General features: G+C 71.6%; 12 protein-coding genes and 1 riboswitch. Of the genes, 7 read left to right on the top strand and 5 right to left on the bottom strand.

What is annotated here, in order from left to right; translation table 11 throughout:
• Nucleotides 1-6: 6 nt before the first annotated feature.
• The 4 genes from ACFYT9_RS27840 to ACFYT9_RS27825 are packed head-to-tail and all read right to left on the bottom strand — an operon-like array spanning nucleotide 7 to nucleotide 4508.
• Nucleotides 7-1029, bottom strand: coding sequence for an NAD-dependent epimerase/dehydratase family protein (locus tag ACFYT9_RS27840; protein ID WP_376598942.1), 1023 nt, complete (start codon nucleotides 1027-1029; stop codon nucleotides 7-9).
• On the bottom strand, nucleotides 1023-2423 hold the full coding sequence (locus ACFYT9_RS27835) for an aspartate aminotransferase family protein (protein ID WP_376598943.1): 1401 nt from the start codon (nucleotides 2421-2423) through the stop codon (nucleotides 1023-1025). Before ACFYT9_RS27835 ends, ACFYT9_RS27840 begins: the two co-directional genes overlap by 7 nt.
• Nucleotides 2410-3480 carry a lysylphosphatidylglycerol synthase domain-containing protein gene (locus tag ACFYT9_RS27830; protein WP_376598957.1) on the bottom strand — a complete coding sequence of 357 codons (1071 nt, stop codon included), beginning with the start codon at nucleotides 3478-3480 and terminating at the stop codon, nucleotides 2410-2412. The genes ACFYT9_RS27835 and ACFYT9_RS27830 overlap by 14 nt, the downstream gene beginning before the upstream one ends.
• Nucleotides 3480-4508, bottom strand: coding sequence for a glycosyltransferase family 2 protein (locus ACFYT9_RS27825; RefSeq protein ID WP_376598945.1), 1029 nt, complete (start codon nucleotides 4506-4508; stop codon nucleotides 3480-3482). Before ACFYT9_RS27825 ends, ACFYT9_RS27830 begins: the two co-directional genes overlap by 1 nt.
• 122 nt (nucleotides 4509-4630) lie before the next feature.
• On the opposite strand from ACFYT9_RS27825, the gene ACFYT9_RS27820 reads away from it, so the two are divergent.
• Nucleotides 4631-5722 (top strand): endonuclease/exonuclease/phosphatase family protein, encoded by a 1092-nt coding sequence (locus tag ACFYT9_RS27820; RefSeq protein WP_389168362.1) that lies wholly within the window; start codon nucleotides 4631-4633, stop codon nucleotides 5720-5722.
• Nucleotides 5723-5725: 3 nt separating this feature from the next.
• On the opposite strand, the gene ACFYT9_RS27815 is transcribed toward ACFYT9_RS27820, so the two are convergent.
• Nucleotides 5726-6652 (bottom strand): aldo/keto reductase, encoded by a 927-nt coding sequence (locus ACFYT9_RS27815; protein WP_389168360.1) that lies wholly within the window; start codon nucleotides 6650-6652, stop codon nucleotides 5726-5728.
• Between the two features lie 267 nt (nucleotides 6653-6919).
• Here ACFYT9_RS27815 and ACFYT9_RS27810 point away from each other — a divergent pair, with 267 nt between their 5' ends.
• From ACFYT9_RS27810 to ACFYT9_RS27785, 6 genes are all read left to right on the top strand, one after another.
• On the top strand, nucleotides 6920-7897 hold the full coding sequence (locus ACFYT9_RS27810) for a LuxR family transcriptional regulator (protein WP_387274457.1): 978 nt from the start codon (nucleotides 6920-6922) through the stop codon (nucleotides 7895-7897).
• Nucleotides 7898-8024: 127 nt separating this feature from the next.
• Entirely contained in the window at nucleotides 8025-8279 is a 255-nt protein-coding gene (locus ACFYT9_RS27805; protein WP_387274455.1) for a DUF3311 domain-containing protein, read from the top strand.
• Nucleotides 8276-9901 (top strand): monocarboxylate uptake permease MctP, encoded by a 1626-nt coding sequence (gene mctP / locus ACFYT9_RS27800; protein WP_387274453.1) that lies wholly within the window; start codon nucleotides 8276-8278, stop codon nucleotides 9899-9901. Before ACFYT9_RS27805 ends, mctP begins: the two co-directional genes overlap by 4 nt.
• Nucleotides 9902-9977: 76 nt before the next feature.
• Nucleotides 9978-10478 (top strand): GNAT family N-acetyltransferase, encoded by a 501-nt coding sequence (locus ACFYT9_RS27795; RefSeq protein ID WP_387274451.1) that lies wholly within the window; start codon nucleotides 9978-9980, stop codon nucleotides 10476-10478.
• 20 nt (nucleotides 10479-10498) lie between these two features.
• A riboswitch (cobalamin riboswitch) is annotated at nucleotides 10499-10658 on the top strand.
• Nucleotides 10659-10790: 132 nt separating this feature from the next.
• The gene (locus ACFYT9_RS27790) at nucleotides 10791-13166 is read left to right on the top strand and encodes a ribonucleoside-diphosphate reductase subunit alpha (protein WP_389168357.1); all 2376 of its coding nucleotides are present in this window, start codon (nucleotides 10791-10793) and stop codon (nucleotides 13164-13166) included.
• Nucleotides 13166-14182, top strand: a complete 1017-nt coding sequence (locus ACFYT9_RS27785; protein ID WP_387274447.1) for a ribonucleotide-diphosphate reductase subunit beta — start codon at nucleotides 13166-13168, stop codon at nucleotides 14180-14182. The genes ACFYT9_RS27790 and ACFYT9_RS27785 overlap by 1 nt, the downstream gene beginning before the upstream one ends.
• The last annotated feature ends 27 nt before the right edge of the window (nucleotides 14183-14209 follow it).

The following is a 14209-nucleotide window of genomic DNA, read 5'->3' as shown; positions in this document are numbered from 1 at the left end:
GGCCCTTCAGAAGAAGATCTTCGCGGTGGACAGCAGGCCCTGCTTCCACGGGTCTCGGCTGGTGCGCCCGGTCGCGCCCGCCGCCGGTGCGGTGTGCCGGGCGGTCCGCCACCACTCGTAGGTGCGCAGCACGGCGTCGGCGTTGGAGTGGCGCGGGGTGAAGCCGAGGCGGGCCTTGGCCTTGTCGATGCTCACGTACGAGTCGTCCATGAGCTTGTGCAGCAGGCGCCCGTACACCGGGGAGAGCTTGAGCCGCTGGAGGACGCTGAGCAGGGCGAGCGCGGGCCGGGCGGGCAGGCCGACGACCCGCTTGCCGTGGCCGGCGGCGTCGAGGACGGCCTGGAAGTCCTCGCGGAGGGTGCCGAACTCGGCGGCGGCGAGGTTGTAGGTGTCGTTGGCGACGTCGTCGTCGGCGTGGATGACGGTGACGACGGCGTCGACGAGGTCGTCGACGGCGAACATCTGGATCTTGACGTTGCCCTTGCCGAGGACGGGGAAGTTGCGGCCCTCCTCGGCCCATTCGAAGAGCATCGAGAAGAGGCCCATGCGGCCGGGGCCGACGAAGGTCTTCGGGCGGAGGATCGGCACGCACATGCCCTCGGCCCGGTACCGCTCGGCGATCTCCTCGGCGGCGGCCTTGGCGCGGCTGTAGGTGTCGACGGGTTCGCGCGGGTACTCCTCGGGGGTCGGCACGATGGTCGGCAGGCCGTAGACGGCCGTCGAGGAGATGTGGACGACCCGGGGGGTGCCGGCCGCGGCGGCGGCCGCGAAGACGTTCCGGGTGCCGCCGACGATGATCGAGCGGATCTGCTCGTCGGGGTAGCTGGGCAGGGCGGCGGCGGCGTGGACGAGCACGTCGGCGCCGTCGAGGGCCCGGTCCATCAGTTCGCGGTCGCGGATGTCGCCGGTGAGGACGACACCGGGGCCGGGGCGCAGGTCGACCCCGCGCACCTCGTGGCCTTCGGCGAGGAGTCGTTCGGCCAGCCGGGAGCCGAGCATGCCGGCCGCGCCGGTGATCGTGATCACCACTGGGAGCTCACCTTCTGCTTGATGAAACGGGCGACGAGGCCGGTGAGGCCGCGGGAGAGGACGTCGTCGAGGGCGTCGACCACGCGCTCGGCCTCCTCGGGCTCGGTGACGAGGGAGGGGCCGATGATCAGCGGGTTGAGCCCGTTGAGCGTGTAGTACGTGTAGATGTCGTGGTCCTGGTAGAGCGCGTTGATGACGGCGCAGGTCACGAGCTTGGTCTTGAAGCGGGGGTCGCGGGCCATGCCGCCGGGGGCGAGCTTGGCGACCAGGTCGAGGATCTTCGGGCCGCCCTCGATGAAGACGCCCCAGAGGGCGCCGGCTCCGGCGACGCGGCCGATCTCGTCGGGGTACTGCTTGGCGAGCCGCTCCAGGCCGGGCTGGAGGACGGCGCCGAGGGCGCGGGCGCGGGCCGGGTAGTCGTCCTCGACGGCGATGTTGACGGCTTCGAGGGCGGTGGCGCACTCCTCGCCGAAGCCGTAGTAGGTGGTGGACGTGGAGTTCATCAGGGCGTCGCCGAGGTTGTCGTACACCTTGCGGAAGACCGGCTCGCGGGCGATGTAGGCGGAGATGGAGGACTTGCCGCCGCCGAAGGACTTGGAGGTGGTGAGGACGTCCGGGAGGAGGCCGGGGTAGCGCATGAAGTGAAAGAGGGAGCCGGTCTTGCCCCAGCCGGTGTAGATCTCGTCGAAGATCAGGATGATCTTCTCGCGGTCGCAGATCTCGCGCAGTCCGCGCAGGAACTCCTCGGAGCACTCCTGGATGGTGGAGGCGCTGAAGGGCTCGATGAGCAGGGCGTAGACGTCGCCCTTGTGGGCGGCGACGGCGCGGCGGACGGAGTCGAGGTCGTTGTAGCGGAAGGTGTCGATGCCGGGGATGGTGGGGAAGCCGAACTGGGCCTGGCCGGTGAGTCCGCCGGAGCCGAGGAGCTTGCCGTGGAAGGCGCAGTCGGCGCGCAGGACGGTGTGGCGCTTGCCGTTGTGGAACTTGTGGGCGAGCTTGACGGCGCCTTCGACGGCCTCGGCGCCGGAGTTGGGCAGGAAGGCCATGTTGAGGTCGCCGGGGAGGATCTCGGCGAGGTTGTGGCCGAGGGCGGCGAGGTAGGGCGAGAAGTAGGTCTTGTGGACCTCCATCCGCCGGTCGCGGGCGAAGCGTTCGCGGGCGGCGAGGATGCGGGGGTGGTTGTGGCCGTGGTTGAGGACGCCGACCCCGCCGGTGAGGTCGAGGACGCGGCGGCCGTCGGTGAGGGTGAGGTGGGCCCCCTCGGCGCTCCTGACCAGCTCCCGGCCGAAGCCGAAGGAGGTCATGAGGGAGACCTGGCTCTTGTTCACGTAGCGGCGGTAGAGGTCGTGGACCTGGTCGATGTCGAACCGCTCGGCTTCGTCAAGGGTGTACATGGGCGTTTTCTCCGATCGGGGTGGTGAGGCAGTACGGGTGGGCGTGGGGGACGGCGGCGTACTCGGGGAGGGGGGTGCCGGCCGGGGCGGGGGCGTGGGGGCCCGGCCGTACGGGGGTGTCGGGCCGGTGGGGCGGCTTCGTCGGGTGTTCGGCGGGCGGGACGTCGCCGGCTCCGCGGAGCCGGGACCAGGCCAGGACCACCGCCGAGCTGCCGAGTTCGGCGAGGACGCAGACCAGGCGGCTGGCGAGGGCCGCGGCGGCGGCGAGGCCGCCGGGCAGGACGGTGGCGAGGGCGGCGGTGAGGGTGAGCTCCCGTACGCCCCAGCCGTCGGGGACGATCACGGCGAGGCTGCTGACCACGGTGGCCAGGGCGAAGCCGCCGACGGCGGCGCCGAGCCCGGACCACGGGGGCGCGCCGATCGCGAGGAGCAGGAACCACAGGTGGAGGCCGGAGGCGGTCCAGGAGGCGAGCGCGAGGAGGACGGCCCGGCGGACGGCGGTGTCCGGCGGCGGGTCGACGGGCCTGCGGGCGAGCCGGGTGAGCCAGGTGACCGGCCGGGTGATGATCGCGGGCCGGACGACGCCGGCGAGGAAGACCAGGGCCGGCGGGCAGAGCCAGTACCAGTGGCCGGGCAGCGCGGCGGGCGCGGCGGCGAGACCGACGGCGGCGCCGGTGAGCAGGGTGAGGGCGAGGCTGAGCACGTACGCCGAGGTCATGCGGGCGCCGGGCACGCCGGCCGCGCGGCCGTGGGCGATGTGGGTGAGGACGCCCCAGACGCGGCCGGGCACGTACTTGCTGAGCTGCCCGAGGAAGTAGATCTTGGCGGCGAGCAGGCCCCGGATCGGGTGGTCGCCGGGGATGAGGACGCGCCAGGCGTGGACGGCGAGGACGAGTCCGGCGATGTTGGCGAGGACGGAGGCGGCGAGCAGCGGGACGGCGTCGGCGCGGGCGAAGGCGCGGGCGGCCTCGGCGCCCTGGTCCTTGACGAGGAGGAAGACGCCGACGAGGGCGGCGACCACCACGACGGGGGTGAGCCAGCGGCGGACGCGGTCCATCACGGGGTGCCCGCCTTCGCGGCGGAGGGGGTCGCCGGGGTGGTGGGGGCGGGTGTCCCCCGGACGGCTCCCACCGCGGCCCCGGCGAGGAGGGCGGTGTGGCAGGCGAGGTGGACGGCGGTGAAGAAGGGGGCGAAGGCGAGGCCCCGGCGGCGGGCGGCGAAGCGGACGAGTCCGGCGTTGGCGGCGCAGAAGGCGAGGAGGCCGGCGGCGGCCGGGAGGGCGGGCCAGGCGCCGGGCGCGCCGAGGAGGGCGAGGAGCGCGCCGAGGACCGGGGAGCCGAGGAGGAGGGCGGCGGCGAGGACGGAGGCGGGGGTGTTGGCGGTGAGGTTGGTGCGGCCGCCGGCCTTCGCGGAGCGCAGGGCGGGGACGAGGAGGAGGGCCCGCCGGTAGGTCTCGGCGAGGAGCGGTCCGAGCCGGTGCTCCTCGTCGTGGTGGGCCATCACCCGCTCGGTGAGGACGATCCGGTAGTGCGGGGCGAGCCGGTCGCTGAACTCCAGGTCCTCGGAGTCCCGCAGGGACTCGTCGAAGCCGCCGACGCGGTCGAAGACCTCGCGGGGGACGGCCGCCTGGGCGAAGAAGGCGGTCTCGACGACTCCGGCGCCGCGGGCCCGCCACCAGTAGGCGTGGAGGGTCTTGTACCACTCGACGGGGCCGTCGTCGACGAGCGGTTCGGGGGCGATGACACCGTGCACGCAGCCGACGGCGGGGTCGGCGCGGAGGATCTCCAGGGCCGCTTCGACGGAGCCGGGGGTGAGGGCCTCGTCGGAGTCGAGGAAGAAGAGGACGTCCCCGGTGGCGGCGGCGATGCCCGTGTTGCGGGCGGCGGACACGCCCCGGTTGGCGCCGCCGCCGAGGAGGGTGCAGGGGTGGCGGCGGGCGATCTCGGCGGTGGTGTCCGTGGAGCCGTCGTCGACGACGATGACCTCGTGGACGGGGTGGGTCTGGGCGAACACGGAGTCGAGGCAGGCGTCCAGCGTGCGTGCGGAGTTGTAGGCCGGTATGACGACCGACACGGTTTGCGTCATGGGAGGAGCACACCGGGTCCGCGTATGGGTCGCGTATCGTCCCCGTATCGCCTCTTCTCGCAGTTCGAGACGGTCAACTTTCTTGCGGAAGAGTCGACTTGGGGCTGCTAGCGTCCCCGGTCGTGAATCTTCGGACGACCTTCCCGCGGGTGCTCGCGGTGGCCGTGGCGGGGTGGGCGCTGCTCGCCGTGCCGGGCCTGTTCCTCAGTGGGGCGTGGTGGCCGTGGCTGCTGCCGGACCTCGCTCCCCCGATCGCCTTCCTCGTGGTGCCGCTGGCGCTGCTCGCGCTGTGCGCGGGCGTACGGGACCGGGTGCGGCGCCGGTGGCTGGCGGGGGCGCTGGCGGTGCTGCTGCTCGCCGGGGCCGGCCGGGCCGGGGTGCACTGGGGCGCGCTGGTGCCGGGGGGCGGTCCGGCGCCGGCCCCGGCGGGCGCGCTGCGGGTGTTCTCCTGGAACACCCTGTACTGGGACACCACCGACGACCCGGCCGCCTTCCACCGCTTCCTGCGGTCGAAGGACGCGGACGTGTACCTGCTCCAGGAGTACCTGGCCTGGAGGGACGGGACGCACACGGAGATCGACCGGCTGGACGCGCTGCGCGCCGCCTTTCCGGGCTACCGGGTGGTGGTGCGGGGCGAGCTGGTGACGCTCTCGCGCTTCCCGGTGGTGGCCACTCCGCCGGTCGGGCCGGGGCAGGCGACGGACGACCGGCCGGTGCCGTGGCGGGAGCGGTTCGAGCGGAACAAGGTGCTGCGGACCGATGTCGACGTGGCGGGGCGGGTGGTGTCGTTCTACAACGTGCACGTCCCGGTGCAGCTGGACATCGAGCGGTCGCCGCTGAGCCGGGGCTTCTACCGGGTGGTCCGGGAGACCGACGCGGTGCGGAAGGAGCACTTCGCGGCGCTGCTCGCGGACGCCCGGGCGAACCCGCGCCCGCTGCTGATCTCGGGGGACTTCAACACCACCCCGGCGATGGGCGATCTGGACGGGCTGCGGGGAGCGTTCTCCGACGCGGTGACGGCCTCGTCCTCGGCGCTTCCGGTGAGCTGGGGGCCGGGACCGCTCCCGCTGTGGCGGCTGGACTGGACGTTCACCGGCGGCGGGCTGCGCGTGCACCGGTACGCGCTGACCGACCCCGGCGGTCTGTCCGACCACCGGGGGCAGGAGCTGCTGGTCTCCCCCGCCCCCGTGGCGGTCCGGGCGGGCCGGGGCTGACCGTCAGGCGCCGGCCTCGTCGAGGCGGCGGCGCTGCTCGGGGTCGAGCGTCAGGGTGAGGGCTCCCATGACCTCCTCGATCTGCTCGACGCGGCTGGCGCCGACGATCGGCAGGATCCGCTGCTCGCCGCCGAGCAGCCAGGCCAGGACGACCTGGTTGACGGTGGCGTCGAGCTCGCGGGCGGTCTCGGCGAGGGCGGCGAGCCGGGGCGGGGTGCCGGGGTGGTCGTACGCCTCGGGGATGCCGATCTCGGGGCGGGTGTAGCCGCCGGAGAGCAGGGAGCTGTAGGCCCAGACGGGCAGCTGCTCCGCGCGGGCGTAGTCCAGGTGCTCGCGGGTGACGTGGACGTGCGCCGTGGAGGGCAGGGCCTTGTCGAAGCGGGGCAGCAGGTAGGAGTGGCGGTTCTGGAGGTGGGTGTAGCGGGGGCGGTCGCCGGCCAGGGCGCGGGCGCGCTCGACGCGCCAGGTGGCGTGGTTGCTGGCGCCGAGCTCGCCCGCCTTGCCGTCGTCGACCAGGTCGGCGAGGGCGCCGACGGTCTCCGCGAGCGGGACCTCGCGGTCCTCGACGTGGGCCCAGAAGACCTCGACGCGGTCGGTCCCGAGCCGGCCGAGGCTGTCGTCGAGGGCGGCCTTGACGACCTTCTCGGAGAGTCCCTCCCACTCGTCGGTGCCGGGACGGGGTCGGGCTCCGCACTTGGTGGACAGGACGACGGAGTCGCGGTTGCCCCGGGCGGCGAGCCAGCGCCCGACGGTGACCTCGGACTCGTCGCCGGTGGCACCGTCGAGCCAGTACGCGTAGTTGTTGGCGGTGTCGACGACGGTGCCGCCGAGTTCGGTGAAGCGGTCGAGGATCGCGAACGAGGTGGCCTCGTCGACGACGGTGCCGAAGGGGAGGGCGCCGAGGACGATGGTGCGCTGCGGGATCGCCATGGGGTGCGGTCCTTTTCGATGGAGCGGCGGAAGACGGACGAGAGGTTGGACTAGACCAACCCTCGTCCATCCTGGAGCACGAACTCCCGCCCCGCAGCTGTTTGTTGCACCGCGTCTCCGCGACCTGACGTACTAACGCGAGAAGTCTCATTGGTCTATACCTGAGCGTGGCGACGGCATACGATCGCCGCGCACGTCCGACGTGCCCAGAGGCACGGACACACGGACGCACGGACGCACACAGGGTTCTGACCGGGGGGATACGCCTTGTTGGAGGCGCTGGGAATCCAGCGGTCGGCCGAGACCGTCTACCGACTCATGCTCGACCATCCAGAGGAGGGCGTGGCCGGCCTGGCCGCCCGGCTCGACTGGCCCCAGGAGCAGGTCCGCGAAGCGCTCGGCCTGCTCGCCGAGGCCCGGCTCGTCGCCATGGAGGACGGATCCGGCGCCCCGGTGCCGTTCAACCCCGAGGTCAGCTTCTCCTTCCTCCTCGCCCGCGCCGAGGCCGAGCTGAGCCGCCGCCGCCGCGAGGTCGAGCGGGCCGAGCGGGCGGTGGCCGACATCCTCGCCGCGTACGCCGGCGGACCGGGCCCCGCCCATGACGTCGTGGAGCGCGTGACGGGTCTGGACGCCGTGCGCCGGCGGCTCGAATCGCTCGCCGCCGGAGCCCGGGAGGAATGCCTCTCCCTCCTGGTCGGCGGGGCGCAGCTGCCCGACACCATGGACGCCAGCCAGCCCCTCGACCAGCTCGCGCTGGAGCGCGGTGTCCGGATCCGCTCCATCTACCAGGAGAGCTTCCGCAACGACCAGCCCACCGTCGACTACGTCCGCTGGTACTGCGAACTCGGCGGCGAGGCCAGGACCGTGCCCGTCGTCCCGCTCCTCATGGTCATCGTCGACCGGGAGGCCGCGCTCGTCCCCGTCGACCCCGGCGACGGCCGCGCCGGCGCCCTGGAGGTGCGCAGCCCCGGACTGGTCCACGCGCTCGGCGTCCTCTTCGACCACCTGTGGGAGGCCGGCACCCCCTTCGGCGAGGCGCCCCGCCGTGACGCCCACGACCTCTCCCCCCAGGAGCGCGAACTGGTCATGCTCCTCGGCATCGGCTGCACCGACGACATCGCCGCCCGCCGGCTCGGCGTCTCGCTGCGCACGGTGCGCCGGATGAGCTCGGAGCTGATGTCCCGGCTCGGCGCCCGCAGCCGCTTCGAGGCGGGCGTCCGGGCGGTGAAGGAGGGCTGGCTCTGAACCGCCGGAATCCGGCCTGAACCGATCGCCCCGCCGAGCCGTGCAACGGTGAGGGGTTCCGTTCGGAAAAGCAGTCCCCTACATTTCCTCGGCATTGAACGCTGATCAGCAAGGGGACGCTTCCACCATGTCAGAAGCCACAACCGGGAAACCACCGGTCATCACACCGACCAGGATCGTCATAGCGCTGTGCCTGGCAGCCCCGTTCGTGGCGATGCTCTGGGTGAGTTCGTACGCGAAGGTCGAACCGGTCTTCGCGGGCATCCCGTTCTTCTACTGGTACCAGATGCTCTGGGTGCTGGTGTCGACCGTGCTCACGATGGTCGCGTACAAGCTGTGGCAGCGTGACCAGCGCGCCCGCAAGGGAGGTGACGCGCGATGAAGGACGGCGTCAACGGCGTGGCACTCGCCGTCTTCATCTTCTTCTTCCTGGCCGTCACGGTCATGGGCTTCCTCGCCTCCCGGTGGCGCAGGGCCGAGAACGAGAACAGCCTCGACGAATGGGGCCTGGGCGGCCGGTCGTTCGGCACCTGGGTCACCTGGTTCCTGCTCGGCGGCGACCTCTACACCGCGTACACCTTCGTCGCCGTCCCCGCGGCCATCTACGCGGCGGGCGCGGCCGGCTTCTTCGCCGTGCCGTACACGATCCTGGTCTACCCGCTGATCTTCACCTTCCTGCCGCGGCTCTGGTCCGTCTCGCACAAGCACGGATACGTGACCACCTCGGACTTCGTCCGCGGCCGCTTCGGCTCCAAGGGCCTGTCCCTGGCGGTGGCCCTCACCGGCATCCTCGCCACCATGCCGTACATCGCGCTCCAGCTCGTCGGCATCCAGGCCGTCCTGGACGTGATGGGCGTCGGCGGCGGCGAGGGCACCCACTGGTTCATCAAGGACCTGCCGATCCTCATCGCCTTCGGTGTGCTCGCGGCGTACACGTACTCCTCGGGTCTGCGCGCCCCGGCGCTCATCGCCTTCGTCAAGGACACCCTGATCTACATCGTGATCGCGGTGGCGATCATCTACATCCCGATCAAGCTCGGCGGCTTCGACGAGATCTTCGCCAAGGCCGGCGAGGCCTACGCCACGATCAACCCGGCGACCGACAAGCCGCGCGGCTCGCTGATCCCGGGTGAGGCGAGCCAGTGGACGTACGCGACGCTCGCGCTCGGCTCGGCGCTCGCGCTCTTCATGTACCCGCACTCGATCACGGCGACCCTCTCCTCCAGGAGCCGCGAGGTCATCCGCCGCAACACCACGATCCTGCCGCTGTACTCGCTGATGCTGGGCCTGCTCGGACTGCTCGGCTTCATGGCGATCGCCGCCGGCATCCAGGTGAAGAACGGCCAGCTCGCCATCCCGCAGCTCTTCGAGAACATGTTCCCGGACTGGTTCGCGGGCGTCGCCTTCGCCGCGATCGGCATCGGCGCGCTCGTCCCGGCCGCGATCATGTCGATCGCCGCGGCCAACCTCTTCACCCGCAACATCTACAAGGACTTCATCAAGAAGGACGCCACCCCGGCACAGGAGACCAAGGTCTCCAAGCTGGTCTCGCTCCTGGTCAAGGTCGGCGCGCTCGCCTTCGTCCTCACCATGGACAAGACGGTCGCGATCAACTTCCAGCTGCTCGGCGGCATCTGGATCCTCCAGACCTTCCCGGCCCTGGTCGGCGGTCTGTTCACCCGCTGGTTCCACCGCTGGGCGCTGATCGCCGGCTGGGCGGTCGGCATGATCTACGGCACCCTCGCCGCGTACGGCGTGGCCAGCCCGACCCAGAAGCACTTCGGCGGCTCCTCCGCGGAGATCCCGGGCATCGGTGAGATCGGCTACATCGGCCTCACCGCCTTCGTCCTCAACATCGTCGTCACGGTGGTCCTCACCTTCGCCTTCCGGGCCGCCAAGGCCCCCGACGGCATCGACGAGACCTCCCCGTCGGACTACACGGCCGACGCCGGCGACAAGGGCGTCAGCACCGAGCTCCCCAAGGTCGGCGCCGCCACCCACTGAGCCGCGGACGCGCACGCGAGAGGGGCCCGGGAAAACCCGGGCCCCTCTCGCACGCCCGCGCGGCAGACTGGGACCCATGGACTTCACGATCAGGGCGGTACGGCCCGAGGAGCACGAGGAGCTCGGTGACCTCACCGGGCTCACCTATCTGAACGACGGGCTGCTGCTGCACGGGGAGGACGACTTCTACCTGGACGTGCTCCGCGACACGGCCCGGCGGGCGCGCGAGAGCGAGGTGCTGGTCGCCACCGACGCCGAGGACCGGATCGTCGGCGGGGTGACCTTCGCCCCCGGCGGCACCCCCTGGGCGGACATCGCCGTCCCCGGCGAGGCCGAGTTCCGGATGCTCGTGGTCGCGCCCGCGGCCCGCGGCAGGGGCGTCGGGGAGGCGCTCGTACGCGCCTGCGTGGACCGGGCGCGGGCCCTGCCCGGCTGCGCCAGGATCGTGCTCTCCACGGACGGCAAGATGGTCTCGGCCCACCGGATCTACGAGCGGATGGGCTTTCTGCGCACTCCCGAGCGGGACTGGCAGCCCATCCCCGAACACTCTCTGCGAACCTACGCCCTGGAGCTGTAGTCCACGGACCGACACAACATGTGGGGGGTGCCGCGATCGGCGCCCCCCACATGTATGCTCGTCCTCGCTGTCGTCGCAGGGGAATCCGGTGCGAATCCGGAACTGTCCCGCAACGGTGTACTTCGTGTGCCCTTGTCCACGGAGCGAGTCCGAGCACCTGCCGACAGTGCGCCCGGTACGACCGTTCCGGGTGCCGACGACGTCCGGGCCTCGCGGAATGGGCCGGTGGGCGCGGGCGCATCCGCGCGTACGGGTGCCCGTCCGCCCCTCCCCCGCCGCGGCCCCGGGCCGAGAGCGAGGGAGAGCCCCCACGTGACCATCGCGCCTGCGGGTCCGTCAGCCACCGAGGCCGCCGCGATCGAGAGCGACGGCCCCGGGACCGTGCTGCTGCGGACCCTGACCGACCTCACCGCCGACCTCACCGACACCGACCCCGGTCGGGTCGCCGCCGCCGCGCTGCGGGGCCGGCACGCCGGTTCGGACGAGGCGGAGCTGCGCGAACTGGCCACCGAGGCCGCCGCCGGACTGATCTCCGAGGACCCCGCCTACTCCCGGCTCGCCGCCCGGCTGCTCACCCTCACCATCGCCGAGGAGGCGGCCTCGCAGGGCGCCGTCTGCTTCTCCGCCTCCGTCGCCACCGGCCACCGCGAGGGCCTGATCGCCGACCGCACCGCCGCCTTCGTCGAGCTGCACGCGGACCGCATGGACGCGCTGATCGACCTCGCCGGCGACGACCGCTTCGGCTACTTCGGCCTGCGGACGCTCTACTCCCGCTACCTGCTGCGCCACCCGATCACCCGCAAGGTGATCGAGACCCCGCAGCACTTCATGCTCCGGGTGGCGGCGGGCCTCGCCGAGGACGACTCGCTCCGCGCGCTGGACGAGGTGGCGGCGCTGTACCGGCTGATGAGCCGGCTCGACTACCTGCCCTCCTCCCCCACGCTCTTCAACTCCGGCACCCGCCACCCGCAGATGTCCTCCTGCTACCTGCTGGACTCCCCGCAGGACGAGCTGGACTCGATCTACGACCGCTACCACCAGGTCGCGCGCCTGTCGAAGCACGCCGGCGGCATCGGCCTGTCCTACTCCCGGATCCGCTCGCGCGGCTCGCTGATCCGCGGCACCAACGGGCACTCCAACGGCATCGTGCCGTTCCTGAAGACCCTCGACGCCTCCGTGGCGGCGGTGAACCAGGGCGGCCGCCGCAAGGGCGCCGCCGCGGTCTACCTGGAGACCTGGCACGCGGACATCGAGGAGTTCCTGGAGCTCCGCGACAACACCGGCGAGGACGCCCGCCGCACCCACAACCTGAACCTCGCCCACTGGATCCCGGACGAGTTCATGCGCCGGGTGAACGCGGACGCCGAGTGGTCGCTCTTCTCCCCCGCCGACGTGCCCGAGCTGGTCGACCTGTGGGGCGAGGACTTCGACGCCGCCTACCGCGCCGCCGAGGCGAAGGGCCTGGCCCGCCGGACCATGCCGGCCCGCGACCTGTACGGCCGGATGATGCGGACCCTGGCCCAGACCGGCAACGGCTGGATGACCTTCAAGGACGCCTCGAACCGTACAGCCAACCAGACCGCCGAGCCCGGCACGGTCGTCCACTCCTCCAACCTCTGCACCGAGATCATCGAGGTCACGAACGACGGCGAGACGGCCGTCTGCAACCTCGGCTCGGTCAACCTCGGCGCCTTCGTGGCCGGCGGGACCATCGACTGGGAGCGGCTCGACGAGACCGTCCGCACGGCGGTCACCTTCCTCGACCGGGTCGTCGACATCAACTTCTACCCGACCGAGCAGGCCGGGAACTCCAACTCCCGCTGGCGTCCGGTCGGCCTGGGTGCCATGGGCCTCCAGGACGTCTTCTTCAAGCTGCGGCTGCCCTTCGACTCCGCCGAGGCCCGCGCGCTCTCCACCCGGATCGCCGAGCGCATCATGCTCGCCGCGTACGAGGCGTCCGCCGACCTCGCCGAGCGCAACGGTCCGCTGCCGGCCTGGGAGAAGACCCGTACCGCGCAGGGCGTGCTCCACCCCGACCACTACGGCGTCGCGCTCAACTGGCCCGAGCGCTGGGCCGCGCTGCGCGAGCGGATCGCGACGACCGGCATGCGCAACAGCCTGCTGCTCGCCATCGCCCCGACGGCGACGATCGCCTCCATCGCCGGCGTCTACGAGTGCATCGAGCCGCAGGTCTCCAATTTGTTCAAGCGCGAGACGCTCTCCGGCGAGTTCCTCCAGGTCAACTCGTACCTCGTCGACGAGCTGAAGGCGCTCGGCGTGTGGGACGCGCAGACCCGCGAGGCGCTGCGCGAGGCCAACGGCTCGGTGGCCGGCTTCGGCTGGGTCCCGGCCGAGGTGCGCGAGCTGTACCGCACGGCCTGGGAGATCCCGCAGCGCGGCCTCATCGACATGGCGGCGGACCGGACCCCGTTCCTGGACCAGTCGCAGTCGCTGAACCTCTTCATGGAGACGCCGACCATCGGCAAGCTGTCGTCGATGTACGCCTACGCCTGGAAGCGGGGCCTGAAGACGACGTACTACCTGCGCTCCCGCCCGGCGACCCGGATCGCCCGCGCGGCCCAGGCGTCCGCCACGGCCGCCGCCCCCATCCCCGTCCAGCAGGTCGCCGACCCCGACGCGGTCGCCTGCTCCCTTGAGAACCCCGAGTCCTGCGAGGCCTGCCAGTAATGAGCACCAACGAGCACAAGAACCTCCTGGACCCCGGCTTCGAGCTGACCCTCCGCCCGATGCGCTACCCGGACTTCTACGAGCGCTACCGGGACGCCATCAAGAACACCTGGACCGTCGAGGAGGTCGACCTCCACTCGGACGTCGCCGACCTCGCCAAGCTCACCCCCGGCGAGCAGCACATGATCGGCCGGCTGGTCGCGTTCTTCGCGACGGGCGACTCGATCGTGGCGAACAACCTGGTCCTGACGCTGTACAAGCACATCAACTCCCCCGAGGCGCGGCTCTACCTCTCGCGCCAGCTCTTCGAGGAGGCCGTGCACGTCCAGTTCTACCTGACCCTGCTGGACACCTACCTGCCCGACCCGGACGACCGCGCGGCGGCCTTCGACGCCGTCGAGAACATCCCCTCCATCCGCGAGAAAGCGCAGTTCTGCTTCAAGTGGATGGACTCGGTCGAGAAGATCGACCAGCTGGAGACGGCCGCCGACCGCCGCCGCTTCCTGCTCAACCTGATCTGCTTCGCCGCGTGCATCGAGGGCCTGTTCTTCTACGGCGCCTTCGCGTACGTCTACTGGTTCCGCTCGCGCGGCCTGCTGCACGGCCTGGCGACCGGCACCAACTGGGTGTTCCGCGACGAGACCATGCACATGAACTTCGCCTTCGAGGTCGTGGACACGGTCCGCAAGGAGGAGCCGGAGCTCTTCGACGACGCCCTCCAGCAGCAGGTCACCGACATGCTGAGGGAGGCCGTCGAGGCGGAGCTCCAGTTCGGCCGCGACCTGTGCGGTGACGGCCTGCCCGGCATGAACACCGAGTCCATGCGCGAGTACCTCCAGTGCGTCGCCGACCAGCGCCTGGTCCGCCTCGGCTTCCCGCCGGTCTACGGCTCCGAGAACCCCTTCTCCTTCATGGAGCTCCAGGGCGTCCAGGAGCTCACCAACTTCTTCGAGCGCCGCCCCTCCGCCTACCAGGTGGCGGTCGAGGGCTCGGTCGACCTGGACGAGGACTTCTAGGACCCGTTCCGTCCCGATACGCGAGAG

The sequence above is a fragment of the Streptomyces sp. NPDC004435 genome (genome assembly GCF_042873895.1).
In the GTDB taxonomy this organism is placed as follows: domain Bacteria; phylum Actinomycetota; class Actinomycetes; order Streptomycetales; family Streptomycetaceae; genus Streptomyces.
This window is presented reverse-complemented; position numbering and strand designations above follow the sequence as displayed.